General features: G+C 56.6%; 17 protein-coding genes. 7 read left to right on the top strand and 10 right to left on the bottom strand.

What is annotated here, in order from left to right:
* Positions 1-1,213: ABC-F family ATP-binding cassette domain-containing protein (locus tag ACIQ0G_RS04330; RefSeq protein ID WP_397576850.1), on the top strand; the 1,213-nt coding region annotated here is incomplete at its 5' end.
* On the opposite strand, the gene ACIQ0G_RS04325 is transcribed toward ACIQ0G_RS04330, so the two are convergent.
* From ACIQ0G_RS04325 to ACIQ0G_RS04305, 5 genes are all read right to left on the bottom strand, one after another.
* Positions 1,210-1,725 carry an ATP-binding protein gene (locus ACIQ0G_RS04325; RefSeq protein ID WP_333568794.1) on the bottom strand — a complete coding sequence of 172 codons (516 nt, stop codon included), beginning with the start codon at positions 1,723-1,725 and terminating at the stop codon, positions 1,210-1,212. The genes ACIQ0G_RS04330 and ACIQ0G_RS04325 overlap by 4 nt on opposite strands.
* On the bottom strand, positions 1,722-2,279 hold the full coding sequence (gene pnuC / locus ACIQ0G_RS04320; RefSeq protein WP_397576849.1) for a nicotinamide riboside transporter PnuC: 558 nt from the start codon (positions 2,277-2,279) through the stop codon (positions 1,722-1,724). The genes ACIQ0G_RS04325 and pnuC overlap by 4 nt, the downstream gene beginning before the upstream one ends.
* Positions 2,280-2,433: 154 nt before the next feature.
* Positions 2,434-3,171, bottom strand: a complete 738-nt coding sequence (locus tag ACIQ0G_RS04315; RefSeq protein WP_397576848.1) for a response regulator transcription factor — start codon at positions 3,169-3,171, stop codon at positions 2,434-2,436.
* A gap of 231 nt (positions 3,172-3,402) precedes the next feature.
* Positions 3,403-4,743, bottom strand: coding sequence for a serine hydrolase (locus ACIQ0G_RS04310; protein WP_397576847.1), 1,341 nt, complete (start codon positions 4,741-4,743; stop codon positions 3,403-3,405).
* Between the two features lie 16 nt (positions 4,744-4,759).
* Complete coding sequence (locus ACIQ0G_RS04305) at positions 4,760-5,212, bottom strand: hypothetical protein (RefSeq protein WP_397576846.1); 453 nt, start codon at positions 5,210-5,212, stop codon at positions 4,760-4,762.
* A gap of 307 nt (positions 5,213-5,519) precedes the next feature.
* On the opposite strand from ACIQ0G_RS04305, the gene ACIQ0G_RS04300 reads away from it, so the two are divergent.
* The 4 genes from ACIQ0G_RS04300 to ACIQ0G_RS04285 all read left to right on the top strand — a co-directional run bounded on the left by ACIQ0G_RS04300 (position 5,520) and on the right by ACIQ0G_RS04285 (position 10,387).
* Positions 5,520-7,283, top strand: coding sequence for an alpha/beta fold hydrolase (locus ACIQ0G_RS04300; RefSeq protein WP_397576845.1), 1,764 nt, complete (start codon positions 5,520-5,522; stop codon positions 7,281-7,283).
* 122 nt (positions 7,284-7,405) lie between these two features.
* The gene (locus tag ACIQ0G_RS04295; RefSeq protein ID WP_397576844.1) at positions 7,406-8,239 is read left to right on the top strand and encodes an alpha/beta fold hydrolase; all 834 of its coding nucleotides are present in this window, start codon (positions 7,406-7,408) and stop codon (positions 8,237-8,239) included.
* An 80-nt stretch (positions 8,240-8,319) separates the two neighbouring features.
* Positions 8,320-9,627, top strand: coding sequence for an FAD-dependent oxidoreductase (locus ACIQ0G_RS04290; protein ID WP_397576843.1), 1,308 nt, complete (start codon positions 8,320-8,322; stop codon positions 9,625-9,627).
* A gap of 88 nt (positions 9,628-9,715) precedes the next feature.
* A complete protein-coding gene (locus tag ACIQ0G_RS04285; protein ID WP_397576842.1) occupies positions 9,716-10,387 on the top strand; it encodes a purine phosphorylase in 672 nt (223 codons plus the stop codon).
* A gap of 5 nt (positions 10,388-10,392) precedes the next feature.
* On the opposite strand, the gene ACIQ0G_RS04280 is transcribed toward ACIQ0G_RS04285, so the two are convergent.
* From ACIQ0G_RS04280 to ACIQ0G_RS04260, 5 genes are all read right to left on the bottom strand, one after another.
* Positions 10,393-11,601, bottom strand: coding sequence for a DUF445 domain-containing protein (locus ACIQ0G_RS04280; protein ID WP_397576851.1), 1,209 nt, complete (start codon positions 11,599-11,601; stop codon positions 10,393-10,395).
* A 115-nt stretch (positions 11,602-11,716) separates the two neighbouring features.
* Complete coding sequence (locus tag ACIQ0G_RS04275; RefSeq protein ID WP_397576841.1) at positions 11,717-14,872, bottom strand: efflux RND transporter permease subunit; 3,156 nt, start codon at positions 14,870-14,872, stop codon at positions 11,717-11,719.
* A 26-nt stretch (positions 14,873-14,898) separates the two neighbouring features.
* The gene (locus ACIQ0G_RS04270) at positions 14,899-16,074 is read right to left on the bottom strand and encodes an efflux RND transporter periplasmic adaptor subunit (protein ID WP_397576840.1); all 1,176 of its coding nucleotides are present in this window, start codon (positions 16,072-16,074) and stop codon (positions 14,899-14,901) included.
* Between the two features lie 310 nt (positions 16,075-16,384).
* Positions 16,385-16,684, bottom strand: a complete 300-nt coding sequence (locus ACIQ0G_RS04265) for a DUF1153 domain-containing protein (RefSeq protein WP_315457168.1) — start codon at positions 16,682-16,684, stop codon at positions 16,385-16,387.
* Positions 16,677-17,051 carry a hypothetical protein gene (locus tag ACIQ0G_RS04260; RefSeq protein ID WP_397576839.1) on the bottom strand — a complete coding sequence of 125 codons (375 nt, stop codon included), beginning with the start codon at positions 17,049-17,051 and terminating at the stop codon, positions 16,677-16,679. The genes ACIQ0G_RS04265 and ACIQ0G_RS04260 overlap by 8 nt, the downstream gene beginning before the upstream one ends.
* Positions 17,052-17,211: 160 nt before the next feature.
* Between ACIQ0G_RS04260 and mnmA the strand changes: the two genes are divergently transcribed.
* Both mnmA and ACIQ0G_RS04250 read left to right on the top strand, forming a co-directional pair.
* The gene (gene mnmA, locus ACIQ0G_RS04255) at positions 17,212-18,336 is read left to right on the top strand and encodes a tRNA 2-thiouridine(34) synthase MnmA (RefSeq protein ID WP_397576838.1); all 1,125 of its coding nucleotides are present in this window, start codon (positions 17,212-17,214) and stop codon (positions 18,334-18,336) included.
* Positions 18,337-18,369: 33 nt separating this feature from the next.
* Complete coding sequence (locus ACIQ0G_RS04250) at positions 18,370-18,900, top strand: DUF7010 family protein (RefSeq protein ID WP_397576837.1); 531 nt, start codon at positions 18,370-18,372, stop codon at positions 18,898-18,900.
* The last annotated feature ends 78 nt before the right edge of the window (positions 18,901-18,978 follow it).

Raw genomic sequence — 18,978 nt, 5'->3', positions numbered from 1 at the left:
AGGCGGGTCCACCACGCTCTATTCCGGCGGCTATGACTCGTTCGAACGCCAGCGGGCCGAACGTGCAGCGCAGCTGGCGGCGGCCAAGGCTTCGCAGGACGCACAGCGCGCCAAGCTGCAGGATTATGTTGCGCGCAACTCGGCCCGTGCCTCCACCGCGAAACAGGCGCAGTCGAGAGCCAAGGCGCTGGCGCGTATGCAACCCATTGCCGCGATGGCCGAAGATCCGACGTTAAGCTTTGACTTTCCAAGTCCCGATGAATTGAAGCCGCCATTGGTCACGCTTGATCTGGCGAGTGTTGGCTACACCGCGTGCAAACCGATACTTCAGCGGTTGAACCTGCGGATTGACCCCGATGACCGGATCGCTTTGCTGGGGCGCAATGGCAATGGTAAGACCACGCTCGCGCGGTTGCTTGCGGCGCAATTGACGCCGATGGACGGGGCGATGAGCGCGTCGGGCAAAATGCGCGTTGGCTATTTCACGCAATATCAGGTCGAAGAACTTGACGGTGACGATACCCCGCTGGAGCATATGACCCAGCAGATGAAGGGCGCGACCCCCGGCGCGGTGCGCGCGCAATTGGGCCGCTTCGGCTTTTCAGGGGCAAAGGCAACGACGAAGGTCGGCAAGCTGTCGGGTGGCGAACGCGCGCGGTTGGCGCTGGCGCTCATTACCCGCGATGCGCCGCATATGCTGATCCTTGACGAACCGACGAACCACTTGGACGTCGATGCGCGTGAAGCGTTGGTGCAGGCGCTGAACGAATATGAAGGCACCGTGGTTCTGGTCAGCCATGACCGCCATATGTTGGAGCTGACCGCCGACCGGCTGGTGCTCGTCGATGGCGGGACTGCGACCGAATTTTCGGGTACGATTGAGGATTATACCGACTTCATCCTGGGCAAGGGCCCCGCGAAAGAGAAGGTATCCAAGGCCGATCGCAAGGAAGACAAAAAAGCGCAAGCCGCCGCGCGTGAAGCGCAAAGCAAGCTTAAGCGCGAAGTCAGTGACGCAGAGGCGGACCTTGCCAAGCTTGAGGTTGTGTTGAGCGCGATTGACCGGGCGATGTTCGATCCGGCGTCCGCTGCGAATGAATATAAGAGCCTGACGATGGGCGAGCTGTCGCAACGGCGTGGGAAGATTGTCGCTGCGCAAGAGGCTGCCGAAGCCCGCTGGGTCGCGGCAAGCGAGGCTTTGGAGAAGGCTTAGGCCGAGATGGCGGCCAATGCCGCGGTGAAACGCGCTTCGCCTTCGCCTTGAACCAACGTGTAGCGGACGCCGCGTCCATCGAGTTCAGCGCGGCATAGGTCGAAAAAGCGTTTGCGCTCGGCCGATTGCGCATAAACGCGCAAGCCATCGTCGACAAAGGGCAGGTCGATATCGAGCAACAGATAATGGTCGGCAAAACCGGCAAAGGCGCCGAAATATCCGTCCGCCGCACCAAACATCATGTGCGCCCACACCGACGTTATCAGCGGATCTGTATCGAACAGCACATAACCAGCGCCCAGCTCCGCTGCGCGCGCGGCTGCGGCGCGGTTCATCGCGTCTTGCGTCTGCGCAATGTGGACAAGCTGCGCCATGCCGATGTCGGTGCCATGCGCCTCGCAATAGGCGCGGCCATATTCGGGCACGACTTCGCATCCCAAATGCGCCGCAAGCCGCGTGCCCAATGTCGATTTGCCCGTGCTTTCGGGACCATGCAGGCAAATCCGTTTCATGCGCGTTCTGCCTTGCGCCATTCGACAAGGCCAGCAACCGCCAGCACCAGAAACACGACGTACAGCCCGGCGGTCAGATGCAGGTCTTTGACGATATATAGCGGGATAGAGATGATATTGACGATGATCCAATAATGCCAGTTTTCGACAAAGCGCCGGGTCATCAAAATCTGCCCCACAATCGACAGCATCGCAATGGACGCATCCCAATAGGGATAGCTGGCATCAGTTTCGGCATGCATTATGGCGCCCCATGCCCAAATGGCGATGATCGAGCCTGCAATCCACAACGCATAGCCCGTTGCCGGAAGCCTGCGGACGGAAATCACGCCGCTTTCGCCTTTTTTCCGGTTCCAGCTCCACCAGCCATAGAGATTGATGCCCGCGAAAAAGATCTGCAGCCCAGCGTCGCTGTACAGCTTGGCGTCGCGGAAGATGATGAAATATAAAGCAACCATGACAATCGCCACGGGAAAGTTCCAAACCGATCGCCGGATAATCAGGACGATGTTGGCAATGCCGAGCAAAACGGCGACGATTTCAATCATGCTCATTTCGCGTGCTGTAGCGCCATGACCGAGGGACGCAAGTGCCGACGATTAGCCCTACCGCGCAACGTGCGTTTCCCCGAAACCGTCCTTAGTCTGCGCTGCGCACGGATAGGTGTTCCGACGCAGCGGGCGTGGCTAAAGCGGCGCGGTTATTTGCCTACGCCGAAATGGCGGTGTGTTCGTGCGCGGCGTTCATTGCGTGCACATCGGCCTGCAAGGTATATCCAAAACCGTACAACGCATTCAGGCTGATGCCACATGTGGGGTCAAGCTTCAGGTTCTTGCGTAACCGTGCGACATGGGTGTCAATCGTCCGCGATTGGTAATCGACAACTTTACCCCATAAGGTTGCTGCCAAATATTGCCGCGAAAGAAGGCGGTTCGGATTTGTGAAAAACAGCATCGCCATGTCAAATTCACGCTTGGGCAGCACGATCTCTTCGTCCCCAAGGTAGATCGTGGACGCCGATGGCCGCAGCAAATAGCGGCCGAGGATGACGTTTTCCGACACGTTTTTCACTTCGCCTTTGGATCGGCGCAGCAGCGATTTGATCCGCATTGCAAGGACGTCGGGATCTACTGGCTTGGAAACATAATCGTCGGCACCGGCCTGTAACCCGCGCACAATGTCGGTATTTTCGGTGCGTGCGGTCAGCATGATGGCTGGCATATCCGGATGAAACTTCCGGATATATTCGAGCACTTCAATACCGGATAAATCGGGAATCGACCAATCGACGATGAGAAGGTCGCATTCCGATTGGCGCAACGCCGCCAAAAATTTCTGCGATGAGTCATAGATGGAAACCGCATAACCGGACGCCCCCAGAAATTCCTCCATCTCCGCCGCAAAGGCTAAGTCGTCTTCTACCACAGCTATATGAAATTTCTTCATTACTATGCCTTAAATAGTGGACCGAACCCCCACTTGGTTTTACGCCACAAATGTAACTTTTGTAACAATTATATTGTGAACTAATGTGAACTTTACGCGTCCTATGGAACAAAATTCACGGATGCACGTTTTGGTCTCTCCAAAATGGAGCGAATATTCATGCAAGCGATTATTTGACACGCTGAATTCCTTATACCTTTCGGCAGAAGGCACATTTGGGCAGCAATCGCTTTAGGACGTCTTTTCGGCCTTGGGGTGGATTTGGCGGTGATGCCGCACCACCGCGCGCGCCACATTTTGCATGAGGCCGTTTGTGACCTCTCTTCCGGCGTGTGTTTCGGCAATCATGACGGCGACCTGATACCGACAACCATCAGGCGCTTTCATCACCCCGACATCGTTAAGTGCGGTCGAAATCGAACCCAATACTTGCCCCGTCCCCGTTTTGTGAGCGAGGCTCCAGCCCGGTGCGAGCCCTGAACGAAGGCGTGATCTTCCGGTATAGGTACCCGCCATCAGTTTCAAAAGCTTTGCCCCCGGATCATCAGGCGCGCGTTCGCCAAAGCGTTTTAGCACAAGCGCGATGGTGCCCGGCGCGGCGCCATCCAAGGGCGAGGCCAGATATTTGTCGAGCGCTGCGCGCCGTTTTTCCATGGGAATGCGCGAACGCTGTTCCTTAAAGGCATTGCCTTTGCGATATTCAGGTTGCCATTCGAGGCCCGCGATTGCGCTTTGCAAAAGCACTTCGCCGGGTCCGAAACGGATCGATTGCACTTTGCGCCGGTCCAGCATCTGGTTGATCGCCTGCGGGCCGCCGGCGACGCGGATCAGGACGCTGTTTGCAAGATTGTCGCTGGCGTTGACGGCGTGGGCAAGCAATTCACGCACGGACATTTCAAAGGAATCTTGGCTGCTGAGATATTGTTTGATCGGCTGGCTGAACACCACGATATCATCACGGCTCACGCGTATTTTCTTGTCGAGCGACAGCTTGCCCGCGGCTTCTTGTTCCAAAATCGTCAGGGCGACCCACATTTTGGAGACGCTTTGCTGCGGAAAGCGTTCGGTGTGCCGCCGACCGATAATGTCATCCGAAAATGGCGTGTAAATGGCGATGCCCGCACGGCCGGGGAATTTCTTCCAAAGCGTGTCGATGTCATTGCGCAGCGTTTCGTCCGCAGTGGACTGAGCGTTGGTCTGGGCGTTGGTCGGTTTGTCTTCGAGGCTGGGGATCGTGAATGTTGACGCGCTTGGCTTTGCGACATTTGGCTTTTTCTGCTCGGCTTTAGCGGCCTTTGGCTTTGCCGGGGTCGTTTTTGCCGCACTTGGCTTTTCTGCTTTTGGCTTTCCCGCAGTTTGTTTTTCCGCGCTTGGCTTTTCTGCCTTTGGCTTTCCCGCAGTTTGTTTTTCTGCGCTTGGCTTTTCTGCCTTTGGTTTTCCCGTAGTTTGTTTTTCCGCGCTTGGATCATGCGCGTTGGCGGTCACCGTGATGCCCGTGATCGCGGCCGCAAGACACAGGCCACCCATCAGGCTGCGTGAAATGAGAAAACGGGAAGGTCGCTTTGTGGACATGATATATGTCATTCGGTCATTTCGTAGCTGTGTCCTGGGGACTGGACGTCGGGGGTGGGGCTTGCAGGCTGTTAGCTGTCTCAGACGCAGGGATAAAGCGGCCAAGGTCGGGCAGGCTGCTGCCCGTGGTCGTGAATAGGCCCACAAGAAGAACGATCTGCAAAGCCACGATGATAATGAGCACGAATTTGGCGATTTGAAGCGTTCGGCCGAACGCAACGCTGCGCGCTTCGATCTCGCGCCGCATCACATCGGTCGCCATCCGGATTTCGGACACTGATGAAGCATGATTGTGCCGCAGCTCGACCAGCTCTTCTTTCAGCGCTTTCACCGATGCGATGAGTTCGGCATGATGTTGGCGCGCATCGGCTTGAATTTCGTCGATATGGTCGCGGACCATCGCCTCAGCGCCAGCGGGCTTAACCCCGGCAGCCTTCAGCAATTTGCCCAAGCCTTCCAGTTTTTTCATGTCTGAGGTCATCGCAGGAAAATCATTACGCTGGATTGGCCAATGAAAGTGCCCATTGGTGTCGAAAGGCGGCCTGTTGATCGTTCAGCAACGCAAACTCGGGCATGCATACTGGTGCTCCTTAATGCGCGCATTAAGATGCGCGGCGGCCGTCCTCCAGTTTAGAAGCGCTTGTTTTCAATTGTTAACAATGCGCGCTCTGTTGAGGCGCGGTTGGTATAGGCGATTTTTGTGGCATTTTCCATCGGCTTGATGCGCGATTGACGCAGGCCGCGGGGCATGTAATTCTTCATCTTGGGAAGAGGAGATGCAGATGGCGACAAAAGCGGGCAGCGGATCTGGAAAAAAGACCGGAACAAAGAGCGCGAAAAAGAAAGGCGCACCATTTTCCGGCGTTGCAGGCGCGTTTGACGCCGCCAATGATGCCACGATGGCGCTTGGCCCATTAGCAGGGTTAGCGCGGGAGGATTTCATCGGCGCCATTGGCCTGATGCTCCGCCAGACCGCCGCCAACCCCGACAAGGCGTGGAAGGCAACCAGCAGCTTTTCCGAAGATGTCGTCAAAATCATGACCGGAAAGTCGGATCTCGCGCCTGATCCCAAGGACAAACGCTTCATGGACCCGGCATGGACGTTTAACCCCTTTTTCAAAGCGGGCGCGCAATATTATCTCGCGGTGCAAAAGGGCGTCAAAAGCTATATTGAGGATTTGGAACTCGATGCGCTTGAACGCGACCGCGCCAATTTCATCTCGCAGATCATCATTGATGCGATGTCACCGACCAACACGCTGATCGGCAATCCGACCGCGCAAAAACGGTTGGTGGACTCCGGCGGGCTCAGCCTCGTGAAGGGCCTGAAAAACGCCTATCACGACATTGTTCACAACGACATGATGGTGAGCCAGGTGAACAAAAAGCCGTTCAAGCTTGGCGAGAATGTCGCAACCGCAAAAGGGGCCGTGGTCTATCGCGATGAACGTTTCGAACTCGTCCAATATGCGCCCACCACCGACAAGGTATTTGCCACGCCGCAGCTGACGATCCCGCCACAGATCAATAAAATGTATATCAACGATCTGTCCCCCGAAAAATCGATCATCAAATGGCAGACCGACCACGGCATTCAGCCATTCATGATTTCATGGCGTAACCCGACCGAGGATATGGGCGTGTGGGGCATGGCCGAATATATCGAAAGCTGCATCAAGGCGCTGGACGTCGTGTGTGAGATTACCGGCAGCGACAAGGTTAACATTTCGGGCGGCTGTTCCGGCGGACAGACCATGTCCGTCCTGCTGTCCAAACTGGCATCGATGGGTGACACCCGCGCCAACGCGATCACCATGATGGTGTGCGTGCTTGAACCCAAGCCCGGCGATACCGAGGCGTCGAGCCTTGTGTCGCACAATGGCATCGCGCTGGCACGGCAGCGCGCGGCGAAGAAAGGCGTGATTGAAGGCAGCAGCCTTGCGCGCGGCTTTGCATGGTTGCGGCCAAATGACCTCATCTGGAACTATGTCATCAACAATTATCTGCTGGGCGATGATCCGCCGGCGTTCGACATATTGTTCTGGAACGCCGATGCGACCAACCTGTCTTCGGCATTGATGGGTGATTTCTTGGAGCTGTTTGAGGCAAATGCCTACGCCGCGCCGGGCACGTTCGAAATTGCGGGCCATACGCTTGACCTCACCAAGGTGACGGGCGACCTGTTCGTTCTGGGCGGGACAACCGACCACATCACGCCATGGCGCGCATGTTATCGGTCAACGCAATTGTTCGGCAGCAAAAATGTCGAATTCATCCTGAGCCAGGCTGGCCATATGCAGGCGATCCTGAACCCGCCGGGCAACCCCAAGGCGAAATATTGGAAACATTCAAACGGCAAGACGCCCGCCGATGTCACCGAATGGATGAAAGGCAGCGAAGAAGTTGCCGGAAGCTGGTGGCCACATTGGATGGAATGGCTCCACGCGCGATCCGGCGCAGAAATCGCAGCCCCCGGTACGCTCGGCAGCAAGGCCTATCCGGCAATGGAAGCCGCACCGGGGCTGTATGTTTTGGAGTGAGGCTGCGTCGCCGCGGTCGCCACGTCGTCACGATGCCGAAATGGCTCTTTCTTCCTTGCACAGCCGAGTCCATGCGTTAAACTCCCCGCAACGCCAGCGATAAACGCGGCAGGGGAACCCATATGACCAAAAACCGCGCCCCTACATTCAGCATGGAGACCGTTGACGGTCGCACATTGCGGGTTGCGGTTTGGCGGGCGTCGAAGGCGACGAAGAAGCTGCCGATATTGTTCTTCAACGGCATTGGCGCGAATATTGAGGCTATGGCGCCGATGGCCGAGCTGCTGGATGACCGCGATTTCATCACTTTTGATATGCCCGGTATTGGCGGTTCGCCCGACCCGGTGGTCCCCTATAACGCTTTATTGATGTCGCGCATTGCGGCGTTGTTGCTTGACCGGTTTGACATGCCCGTGGTCGATGTCATGGGCGTCAGCTGGGGCGGGGCGATGGCGCAGCAATTTGCGCTGCAGAATGGCGCGCGCACGAACAAGCTTATCCTTGTCGCGACCAGCGCTGGCATGTTGATGGTTCCGGGTAACCCCGCCGCGTTGGTCAAAATGGCTGACCCGCGGCGTTATATAGACCCCGATTTCATGGCGAAGCATTTCAAGACGCTGTACGGCGGTGTGGTCGGCAACAAGTCGGAGCATATCGGCCGGATTACACCGCCGTCGAAGACGGGATATTTTTATCAGCTGATGGCGATGATGGGATGGACCAGCGCGCCATTCCTGCCATTTCTGAAAACCGAAACGCTCATCATGATGGGTGACGATGACCAGATCGTTCCGCTCGCCAATGGTAAGTTTTTGAATTTCCTCATTCCGAACAGCGAACTTTTCGTCGTCGAAAATGGCGGGCATTTGTTCCTGCTCAGCCATGTCGAAGAGAGCATAGAGGCGATCCGCGGTTTCCTGGACCGTGACGCACGCAAGGCGCGTAAAGCCGCCTGATCTTCTGTGTGAAGGTCGGCCCTTTCTTTTTGGCGCTGACCCGTTAGCCTGCCGAATCAGGCAATGACGGGGAGTAGGGCATGCGGCATATCGCAATCATCGGTTCCGGTCCGGCGGGATATTACACAGCAGAAGCTGCGCAGAAGAAATTTGGCGACGATGTGCGGGTGGATATCATTGACCGCTTGCCCGTTCCCTTTGGCCTTATCCGTTTTGGTGTCGCCCCCGATCATCAATCGATCAAGGCCGTTGCGGGCCGTTATGAAAAAGTCGCCTTGTCTGACAATGTCCGGTTTGTCGGCAATGTGACCGTCGGCAAAGATGTCAGCGTCGACGAGCTTCAGACATTGTATGACGCGGTCATTCTCGCCACCGGCGCGCCGAATGATCGCCCGTTGGACATCGCTGGCGCAGACTTGCCGGGCGTTTTTGGCAGCGCCGCCTTTGTCGGCTGGTATAATGGCCACCCTGATTATGCGGACCTTCAACCTCCATTGGATGGACGGCATGTCGTCATCGTCGGTAATGGTAACGTGGCGCTGGATGTCGCGCGCATATTGTCCAAAACGCGCGCCGAATTTGACGGTTCCGACATTGTCAGCCACGCGCTCGATGGGCTTGATCATTCGGGTGTTGAGGACATCACCATTTTGGGCAGGCGCGGCCCGCACCAAATTGCGATGACGCCAAAGGAACTGGGCGAGCTCGCGCATTTGCAGCGGGCAACCCCGCGCGTCGATAAGGATGATCTGCCAGACATCGGCGAAGATGCCTTGTTGGAACCCGGCATTCGCAAGTCCGTCACGCATCTGCGCGAATTCGCAGCCATTCCAGAGGCGTTTCGTGCGGATAAGCCGATCAGCATCAATTTCGACTTTTTTGCTGCCCCTGTCGCGATTGAGGGCGATGGCAAAGTCGAGCGCGTTCGCGTGGAGCGCATGCGGCTGGATGACCAGTATCGCAGTGTTAGCACGGGCGAAAGCTACACCATCGATTGTTCTATGGTCATCAGCTGCATTGGGTATCAAACGCCGCCCATTGACGGCGTGCCTTATGAGCATGGCCGTGGCCGCTTTGCCAATCTGGACGGCAGGATATTGCCGGGTCTCTATTGCGTTGGCTGGGCTCGGCGTGGCCCATCTGGAACGATCGGAACCAACCGGCCCGACGGCTATAATATCATTGATAGCGTGGCGGAGGATATGGCCATAAGCGCCGACAAAGATGGTCGTGCCGGTCTGGATGCGCTGCTGGCATTGCGCAAGGTCGATATTGTCACATTCAGCGACTGGAAGAAAATTGAAGAGGCAGAGATTGCCCGCGCCCGCGATGGCGCCCCGCGCGAAAAGTTCGTCCGGATCGAAGACATGATTGCCGCCAGCCAATAATTTGGCCGTGCTAACGTTTATGTCATCATAATTACGTTAATGCTGCGCTAGAGCCTCATCCTGTTGGAAAATATATAAAGGGCGCAGCATGTTCAAAACCATTGGCATCATTACCGGCGTGGACGCCGAAGCCGCAGCGTTGTTCCCCGGCCAAAGCGCCAATAGCGAGCCGTTGCACGGTTTCATGGTCCGTCAGGTCCAATCCGGTGGCCGCAATATCGCCATCACCTGCAGCGGCATTGGCAAAGTGAATGCGGCGATGGCCGCGATGATGTTGGTCGAACATTATCATGCAGATTTGCTGTTGGTGGTCGGCACTGCGGGGAAATTGAGCGACCATGACGGCCATTGTTTCCAGATCACGCAAGCCGTGCAGGGCGATTATGGCGCCTCGCGTGCCGACGGGTTTGTGCATTATCGGGCAGGGGCATGGCCGATAGGCGAGGCGCACGCCGAACCCTATCACGCCGCGATCATGCCAGAGACGGGGCTACCGAAAGTGCGGATCATCACAAATGACTGCTTCATGGAAAACGACGACCATGGCCGCCGCCTGCACCGCGTTCTTGGCGGCGACATCATCGATATGGAAACCGCAGCCGTTGCCCAAGCCGCAGCCCGCATGGACGTGCCATGGGCGGCGATTAAGGCAACCAGCGACAATGCCAATGGCGATAGCTCAGGCGATTTCCAAACCAACCTAAAACGCGCCGCCCGCTTGGCCGCCGAAGCGGCCGAACGGATGATATCGGCGCTGTAATTGGCTTAAATCAGCAAGCCAACGGCATGAATGACGATGCCTGCCATGCCGCCGACCAATGTGCCGTTAATGCGGATGAATTGGAGGTCGCTGCCCACCGCATTTTCGACGCGGTCGGTGATGGTTGATGCATCCCAGCGGGCGACTGTATCGGAAACGAGGGTCACGATATTGTCGCCATAATTTTCGGTGGTGCCGACAATCGCGCGGCGCGCGAAGCGGTTGATTTGAAGCTTTAGGCCTGAATCTTCCTGAAGCCTGCCACCAAGCTTTATCAGGGCATCGCCAAAGCTGCCCGCCAGCGCGGCATCGGGGTTGCGTGCGGCCTTTAGCAGGCCATCGCGGCCCTGATCCCACAGGCTGTTGATCCATTTGCCCATCGCGGGGTTTTCGAGCAACTGCCCTTTCCAATGCGCGACCTTCGCCTGCAATTCCTTGTCATGGCGAAGGTCGTGCGCAAGGCTGGCGAGGCCCTCTTCGCCCTTTTCCCGCAAAGGATGGTCGGGGTCTTCTGCCATTTCGTGCAGCAGCTTATTGAGGCCATTGACGATGGAGTTGGCCAATTTGTCGTCAAGGCCCGTCCAGCGCATGATTGTATTGGCGCGTTCCTCCACCATTTGGCGAATGAGATGCTCATTGGCCTCCAGCGTGGCCGATGCCCATTTGATGATGCCGTCCAACACCGGGATATGGCGGCGCTCGCAGATCATCGCGGTCAACAATTGGCCGAGCAGCGGCGCAATATCTAGCTTGTCGAGCTGCTTGCGGATTGCGCCCTTGGCTACACCGCCAAGCCGTTCATCATCGAGTGCGGCGATGATATCACCCAAAAGGCGCGAGGCGCCCATGCGCATGCGGCCTTCGCCACCGGCAGGTGCGCTCAAAAACTTGCCCATGGCACCCGCGACATCCATGCGCTGCACGCGGCGCGCGACAACCTTGGTCGTCAGAAAGTTGGTGCGCAGAAAGCTCGCAAGCGTGCGGCCAAGCCGTTCTTTATTGTTCGGAATGATCGCGGTGTGCGGAATGGGGATGCCAAGCGGGTGGCGGAACAGGGCGGTGACCGCAAACCAGTCCGCCAGACCGCCGACCATGCCAGCCTCTGCAAAGGCGCGCAGAAAGCCCCAATAGGCATCATAGCGGGTTTCCATATATTTGCCGAAAACGAACAAAGCGGCCATCGCCAACAGCAAGGCCGTGGCGATAATCCGCATTTGACGCAGTTCAGCGTCGCGCTCGGCGTAACGGATTTTTTCCGACTGTCCCAGTTTATCGGCAGATTTCACATCACTGCCTTAGCCAAGGCCCGCCAAGCTGCCAAGTAAAGCGTCACTCCGCAGGCTGAAGTCCGCCGAGGTCGTCTTTGCCGCCTGTTTTGCCAGTTGCCTTTGCGGGCGTGGCGACGGGCGGAGCGACATCTTCGCCATGCTTGTCGGGATCATAGGTCAGCAACCGTGAGCGCAACCATGGACCAACGCGCTTTTCAAAACCATCGGCAAGGCTGAAGCCCGCAGGAACGATGAGCAACGTCAGCAAGGTCGAAACGATCAGGCCGCCGATGACGACGGTGCCCATTGGCGAGCGCCACTGGCCGTCGCCCCCAAGCGAGAGCGCGGTTGGTACCATGCCGGCGGTCATGGCGACCGTGGTCATAACGATTGGTTGCGCACGTTTATGGCCTGCTTCCATGATGGCTTGGAACTTGGGAACACCGCGCGCCATTTCCTCAATCGCAAAGTCGATCAGCAGAATGGAGTTTTTCGCAACGATACCAAAGAGCATCAATATGCCGATGAACACAGGCATTGAGATTGGCTGTCCTGCCAAAGCAATCGCCACCAAGCCACCCAAAGGCGCGAGCAACAACGAACCCATATTGACCAAGGGTGACATGAAGCGATGGTACAAAAGCACCAGCACCGCGAACACCAGCAAGGTTCCGGAAATCAGCGCCACGAGGAAGTCGCTTTGCATTTCTTGTTCCCATTCCTGACTGCCAAAGGGTGCGCGGGACACGCCGGTGGGCAGATTTTTCATGATGGGTAGGTTGTCTATTTTCTTGTCGGCTTCGGACGAAACGATACCCGGTGCAAAATCCGCACCAATGAAGATGCGGAAATTCTGGTTACGGCGTTGAACCGAGGTTGGACCAGCACCGAAGCTTATGTCCGCTACACGTGACAGTGGCACAGAACCGCCACTCGCCAATGGCACCGGTAAGTTTCGGATGACATCCAAGTCCTGACGCGATTCCTTGGCAAGCATCACGCGGATCGGGATTTGACGGTCGGACATTGAAAATTTTGCGCTATTCTGGTCAATGTCACCAAGCGTTGCGACGCGAATTGTCTGGCTGAGTGCTACTGTTGATACGCCAAGTTGCGACGCAAGGTCATTACGCGGCGTTATGATCAATTCGGGACGCTGCAAATCAGCGGAGATACGAGGCGCACGCAATTCAGGTAGCGTCTTCATTTGTTCGACAAGCGTTGACGCTGTCCGGTCAAGCATTTTGGGATCTGATCCGGACAACATGACCGAAACGTCGCGGCCGGAACCACCACCACCACCGCCCGGGCCATTAGCCTGAAAGGTAACGCGTGCGTCGGCAATTTTTGTGAGCAATGGTGTCAGATCTTCTTCAAATTTCTGGCTGGTCCGTGCACGGTCTTCATGCAGTGTAATGAAAATGTTGGCGCTGCCTTCGCGCAAGCTTTGAAGGGCGGTCTTCACCTCCGGCTGTTTTTCGATAATTGCAGCGGCCTCGCTGGCGACTTCACGCGTGCGTTCCAGCGTTGTGCCCGGAACCATCTCAATGCGCACGCGGCTGAAATCGGTATTGCCGTCGGGGAAGAACTGCTTGGGCAGGATGATAAACAACGCGATGGTAAGACCGAGAGCGACAGCGCCAATACCCATCATCCAGCGGCGATGGCCAAGCGACCAGCGCAGGATCTTCATATAGCGGTCGATCCAGCTAGCCTCGCCATGTTCGGCAATGCCCGCGGATTTGAGGAAATAGGCGGCGATCATCGGCGTAATCATACGCGCGACGGCAAGGCTCATAAGCACCGAAGCCACAACGGTCAGTCCGAAATTTTTGAAGAATTGCCCTGCGACACCCGGCATCAGGCCAACGGGCAGGAACACCGCGACAATCGAGAATGTGGTTGCAACCACGGCAAGCCCGATTTCGTCGGCAGCATCAATCGATGCCTGATAGGCGGATTTGCCCATGCGCATGTGCCGGACAATGTTTTCAATTTCCACGATCGCATCATCCACAAGCACACCGGCGACAAGCCCAAGCGCAAGCAGCGACATGGTGTTGAGCGTAAAGCCCAATAGATCAAGGAACCAGAAAGCCGGGATGGCGGACAGTGGAATGGCAATCGCAGAAATAATCGTCGCACGCCAATCGCGCAGGAACAAGAACACCACGACGATGGCGAGCAATGCGCCTTCAATCATCGCAGCCATCGAGCTTTTATATTGGCCTTTGGTGTAATCGACGCTGTTGAACAACGTGATGAACTTTATACCAGGGTTTTCCTTTTGGATCTCAGTAAGTTTTTCCATCGCGTCGTCGAACACGGTGACGTCGGATGCGCCCTTCGCGCGCGACATGGCCAAGGTGACGACCTGCTTGCCGCCGGCAAATGCCATGGATCTCTGTTCGCTGAACCCATCGGTCACGTCAGCGACATCGGCCAATTTGATAGAACGACCGCCACCAAGGCTGATTTGCGTTTGGCTCAAGGCAAATGCATCGGTTGCGTTGCCAAGAACGCGCACCGATTGGCGTGATCCTGCGATCTGTGATTGTCCGCCCGACGCGTTGATATTTTGCTGACGCAGGACGCTGTTGATCTGGCTTGCGGTTACGCCAAGCGACTGCATTTTTGCAGGGTTGAGAACCACCCTAACTTCTCGGTTGACGCCGCCATTACGGCTAACCGACGCCATGCCTTCAACTGAGAGCAAACGCCGGGCTACGGTGTCATCGACAAACCAGCTGAGTTGCTCCAGTGTCATGTCGCTGGCTTCGACCGCGAAATAGGCGATCGGGTCACTTGATGTTGCGACTTTGAAAATCTGCGGTTCCAAAATGCCGTCAGGCAAATCACTTCGGATCTGGTCTACAGCGTTTTTGACTTCGCTGACCGCGGCGTTGATATCGTCACCAATTTCGAATTCGGCGCTGACCGTCGTATTGCCTTCGCTTGATGTGGCATCGATGTTGCGTACACCCTGAACACTTCGGATCGCGGATTCGACTTTTTGCGTTATCTGCGTTGTGATTTCGGTAGGCGCTGCACCAGGTTGGGATATCGACACAACGACAACGGGGAATTCAATGTCGGGCTCGTTCTGCACGTCCATATTGTTGAACGACATGATGCCCGCCAGCGTGAGCGCGACGAACAAGACAATCGGAACCACGGGGTTCCGGATGGACCATGCGGATATGTTATTTAAATTCATGATTTATATCCCGACAGGCCGAAAACTTACTGCTTTTTCAAAAGCTTGGGATTGATCGTTTCGCCTGGATTGAGGAAGCCACCAGCATACAAAACGACGCGTTCGGTGCCATCAAGACCCTGTTCGATAATCAAACCATTTGCAGTGACGGAACCGACCTTCACGGGGCGTTGCTGTACCTTGTTATCCTTGCCAACAATATAGACAAAGCTGCCTTCACGGCCAGTTTGCACGGCGGATTCCGGCAGAACCGGTGCAGTCATCGCGCCAGCCTTAATCTCGACCGACGCAAACCCGCCGGGACGCAATGCGGTGTCAAAAGGCAGTGCGATACGCGCCATGCCCTGACGGCTTTGGGCGTCAATCATCGGCGCAATCTGCCAGATGTTGCCGTTGAAAATGCGGTCAGTCCCGACTGGCGTGACCTTAGCCGTGACACCAACAGCAACTTGGCCCAGATCGTCTTCGCTTAACTTTGCCTGCAGCTCAAGCTCGCCATCTTTGGCGATGCGGAACAGGATTCCGCTGCCTGCCGATACCGTTTGACCGGGTTCGACTTTTCGTTCCAGCACGTAACCGGAAACCGGTGCGCGGACATCAAGCCGCGCTTTGCGCGCACGGGTTTCGGCAAGCTGCGCATTGGCGACGTTAACGCGCGCACGTGTCGCGTCGCGTGTTGCGGTCTTGCGGTCGACATCCGCTTTTGAAATGAAGCCGCGCTCAACCAGCTGCATCGCACGTTCGAGTTCATTTTGCGCGAGCTGGAGGTCTGCGCGCGCGACGCCAATTTGTGCCTCAAGCGCTGCGGCCTGCTGTGTCTGGACCGAGCGGTCAACGCTCACAAGAACCTGACCTTGGCGCACCCATTCACCAGCATCGACATATACCTGAAGCACGCGTCCGCCTTCGCCAACGACACCAACGGGAATTTCGCGGCGTGCCGCCAGCGTGCCCGTTGCGTTAATGGCGCGCACAACAGAATCGCGACCAGGGGCAACCACGGTGACGGTTTGCGCTTGGCCAGCCTTGTCGGCGTCCGTCGGTGCCGCGGTGCTGCTGCCAAAGAAATAATAAGCGGCACCCGCAACGGCCAAAATTGCGACAACAATCAGCACGATGTTCCGCCGACGCCGATTGCGTTCTGCGTTATCCACCACCACATCGCTACCCAGCGAACTGCTCAAAGTTGTTTCGTAATTCATACCGATGTTCCAAATTCTGTCGCGGGCGCGCGTTACGCAACCCAATGTTTTTATAGCGGAGCTGTATTACCTTAATAAGTCACTGCCTGCAAGCAGCAGAATACCAACAGCTAAACCGCCTTATTGGTCCCTATACGATAGTGGAAAAGCTTGTCCGCAACAATAGGAACTGTCGTCGATATGTTTCGACGAACAACAGTAAAGGACAGCCAGAACAATCACTGCACCAAAAAGAAGCCATGATCCGTGCGCACGAAAAACCCCGCACAAGGCGGGGTTGGTCATTTCGCTGGCAATTGAAGACGCGCGGTCAGTATTTCTGCTGACGCTCATACAAGTCGCGATAATGCTGAATACGGGTTACGCGCAGGCCGGGCATACCCGACCGGTCGACTGCACGCTGCCACGACGCAAATTCTTCGAGCGTCAGATCATAGCGTTCGCACACGTCATTGATGGACAATAGCCCGCCATTCACAGCCGCGACCACTTCCGCTTTGCGGCGGACAACCCACCGCGTTGTGCCGGGAGGTGGCAGGCTGTCCAACGTGAGCGGTTCGCCCAATGGACCAATGACCTGCGCTGGACGGAATTTCTGGTTCTCAATCATGATTTTTTCCTGCTCCATGCCCCGCCAGGGTTAACTCGGTTCCTGTTGCATCGATAGGTAGGAGGCGGCCTTTGATATTGCCTAAAGCAGTTTGGTAAACAGGTGGTTCATTAGTTTTTTCTGGTCCGGATTTTTGCCAAAATGAGCCCCCCACCGCGCGTTCGGCATTGGGGGCCGCCGCGAAACAGTGAATTCGGGCAGCGAGATCGTTGGGTTCCGGCGCGCCACATTGATCGGCCTGGTGAAGGAACCGGACCGTCCGGCTGTTCGCTTGACGCAAGCGGGCAGCATCAAGGGCGGATTGCCTGTCCTTCCGGCTGATATCCGAATCGTGGCGTAACGCGTGATGGGGAAAATTCATTTCCATGGCGCTGTTATAGCACCAGATGTTCTAACAATGGGTAAAGGCGATCTTCAAAGAATGTTAGGCAAGGTTAACAGCCATGCGCCCTCTCCGTTCGCGGTCCCGCGTGGATTCTTACGGAAAACTGGCTTTTAGAAGTGCAAGCCATTAGGGAGGCACTCCCATGACTGACGATATTTATCATTCTGATTTTCAACTCGGGCCCGATCTTGCCGGCAAACGAATCGTTGTTGCGATGTCGGGCGGCGTCGATTCGTCTGTGGTTGCGGCGCTGGCTGCGCGGTCGGGCGCCGAAACTATTGGCGTGACGCTGCAACTATATGACCATGGCAGCGCGGTAAAACGCGCCGGTGCCTGCTGCGCGGGGCAGGATATTCGGGACGCGCGCGCCGTTGCCGATAAATTGGGGATCGCGCATTATGTGTTCGATCATGAAAGCCAGTTTCGCGAATCGGTCATCGACCATTTTGCCGATGAATATATGGCGGGCCGCACACCCATTCCGTGCGTTCGGTGCAACATGGGTGTGAAATTCACCGACCTGTTCCGGCTGGCCCGCGAGCTTGGGGCAGATTGCCTTGCCACGGGCCATTATGTGCGCCGCGTTGAGGGACTGGCCGGTGCGGAATTGCATCGCGCTTTTGATCCTGCACGCGACCAGAGCTATTTCCTGTTTGCAACGACGCAACATCAGCTTGATTATTTGCGTTTCCCCTTGGGCGGCATGCCCAAGCCGCATGTGCGCGCGATTGCGCAGGAAATGGGCCTCGTCGTGGCCATGAAGCCCGACAGTCAGGATATCTGCTTTGTACCCGATGGCGATTATGCCAGCGTCGTGCGCAAAATCCGTCCGGATGCAGAGGTCGGCGGTGATATCGTGCATCTGGATGGTCGTACGCTTGGCCAGCATAAGGGCCTGATCCATTACACCGTCGGGCAGCGCAAAGGGTTAGAGGTCGGCGGTCAGCCAGTGCCTTTATATGTCATCCGGCTTGATCCCACTACGCAGCGCGTGATCGTTGGGCCGCGCGAAGCGCTGGCGGTGCAGGCTGCGCGCGTTATCGATGCCAATTGGCTGGCCGACATCGGCGACCGGCCTGTGATGGCCAAGGTCCGGTCAATGTCCCGCCCGGTTCCCGCCCGGATGGATGGCGAATGGTTGCGCTTCGATGCGCCCGAATATGGCGTCGCGCCGGGGCAGGCGGCGGTATTATATGACGGTGACCGCGTGCTTGGCGGTGGCTGGATTGAGGAAACGATAGCGGTGGAAATGGCGACTGCCGCGTGACATAAAGCCGACTTCTGAGGGGGGGTGAAGTTCATGCATTTGGGAGAAGCGCAGCGCGACATGCGCCGGGCATATGTCAACGGCGGGGTCGGTATCTTTGCATCGGGCCTTGTCTGGACATTGTCCGGACTGGTCACCATGAACATCAGCCTGATCGCTGGCATGGCGACATTGTTCTTTGGGGGCATGGCCATTCATCCCATATCGGTTTTGCTGGCGCGTTCTGTTTATAGACGCGGCAAAACCCGATCACCCAACCCAATGGAGACGCTGGCGTTGCAGTCGACGGCGTTTCTAATCATCGGCCTTGTCATTGCGTTTCTGGTCAGCAGTACATTCAGCCACTTGTTCTTTTCGATCGTCTTGTTGACGGTTGCGGCGCGCTATTTGGTGTTCCAGACCGTGTACGGAATGCGCTTGTATCTCATACTTGCCATCGTTTTGATGTGTATTGCCAGCTTGGCGTTCTGGATGCCGGGCGTTACGCCCGCGTTCATCGCGTTGACCGCGGGCATAATCGAACTGCTGTGTTCTGCGTTCATCCTCGTGCCCGCAAAACGTTAGGGTCAGGACCTATTACATGCACCATCGCGGCGTCAAAATGGCAAAGATATCGAAGTAAAATGTCCGCCGCAGGCAGTT

Source organism: Sphingorhabdus sp. (genome assembly GCF_044354325.1).
Taxonomy (GTDB): Bacteria; Pseudomonadota; Alphaproteobacteria; order Sphingomonadales; family Sphingomonadaceae; genus Sphingorhabdus_B.
Note: the sequence above shows the minus strand (reverse complement) of the source record. Positions and strands in the feature narration are given on the sequence as shown.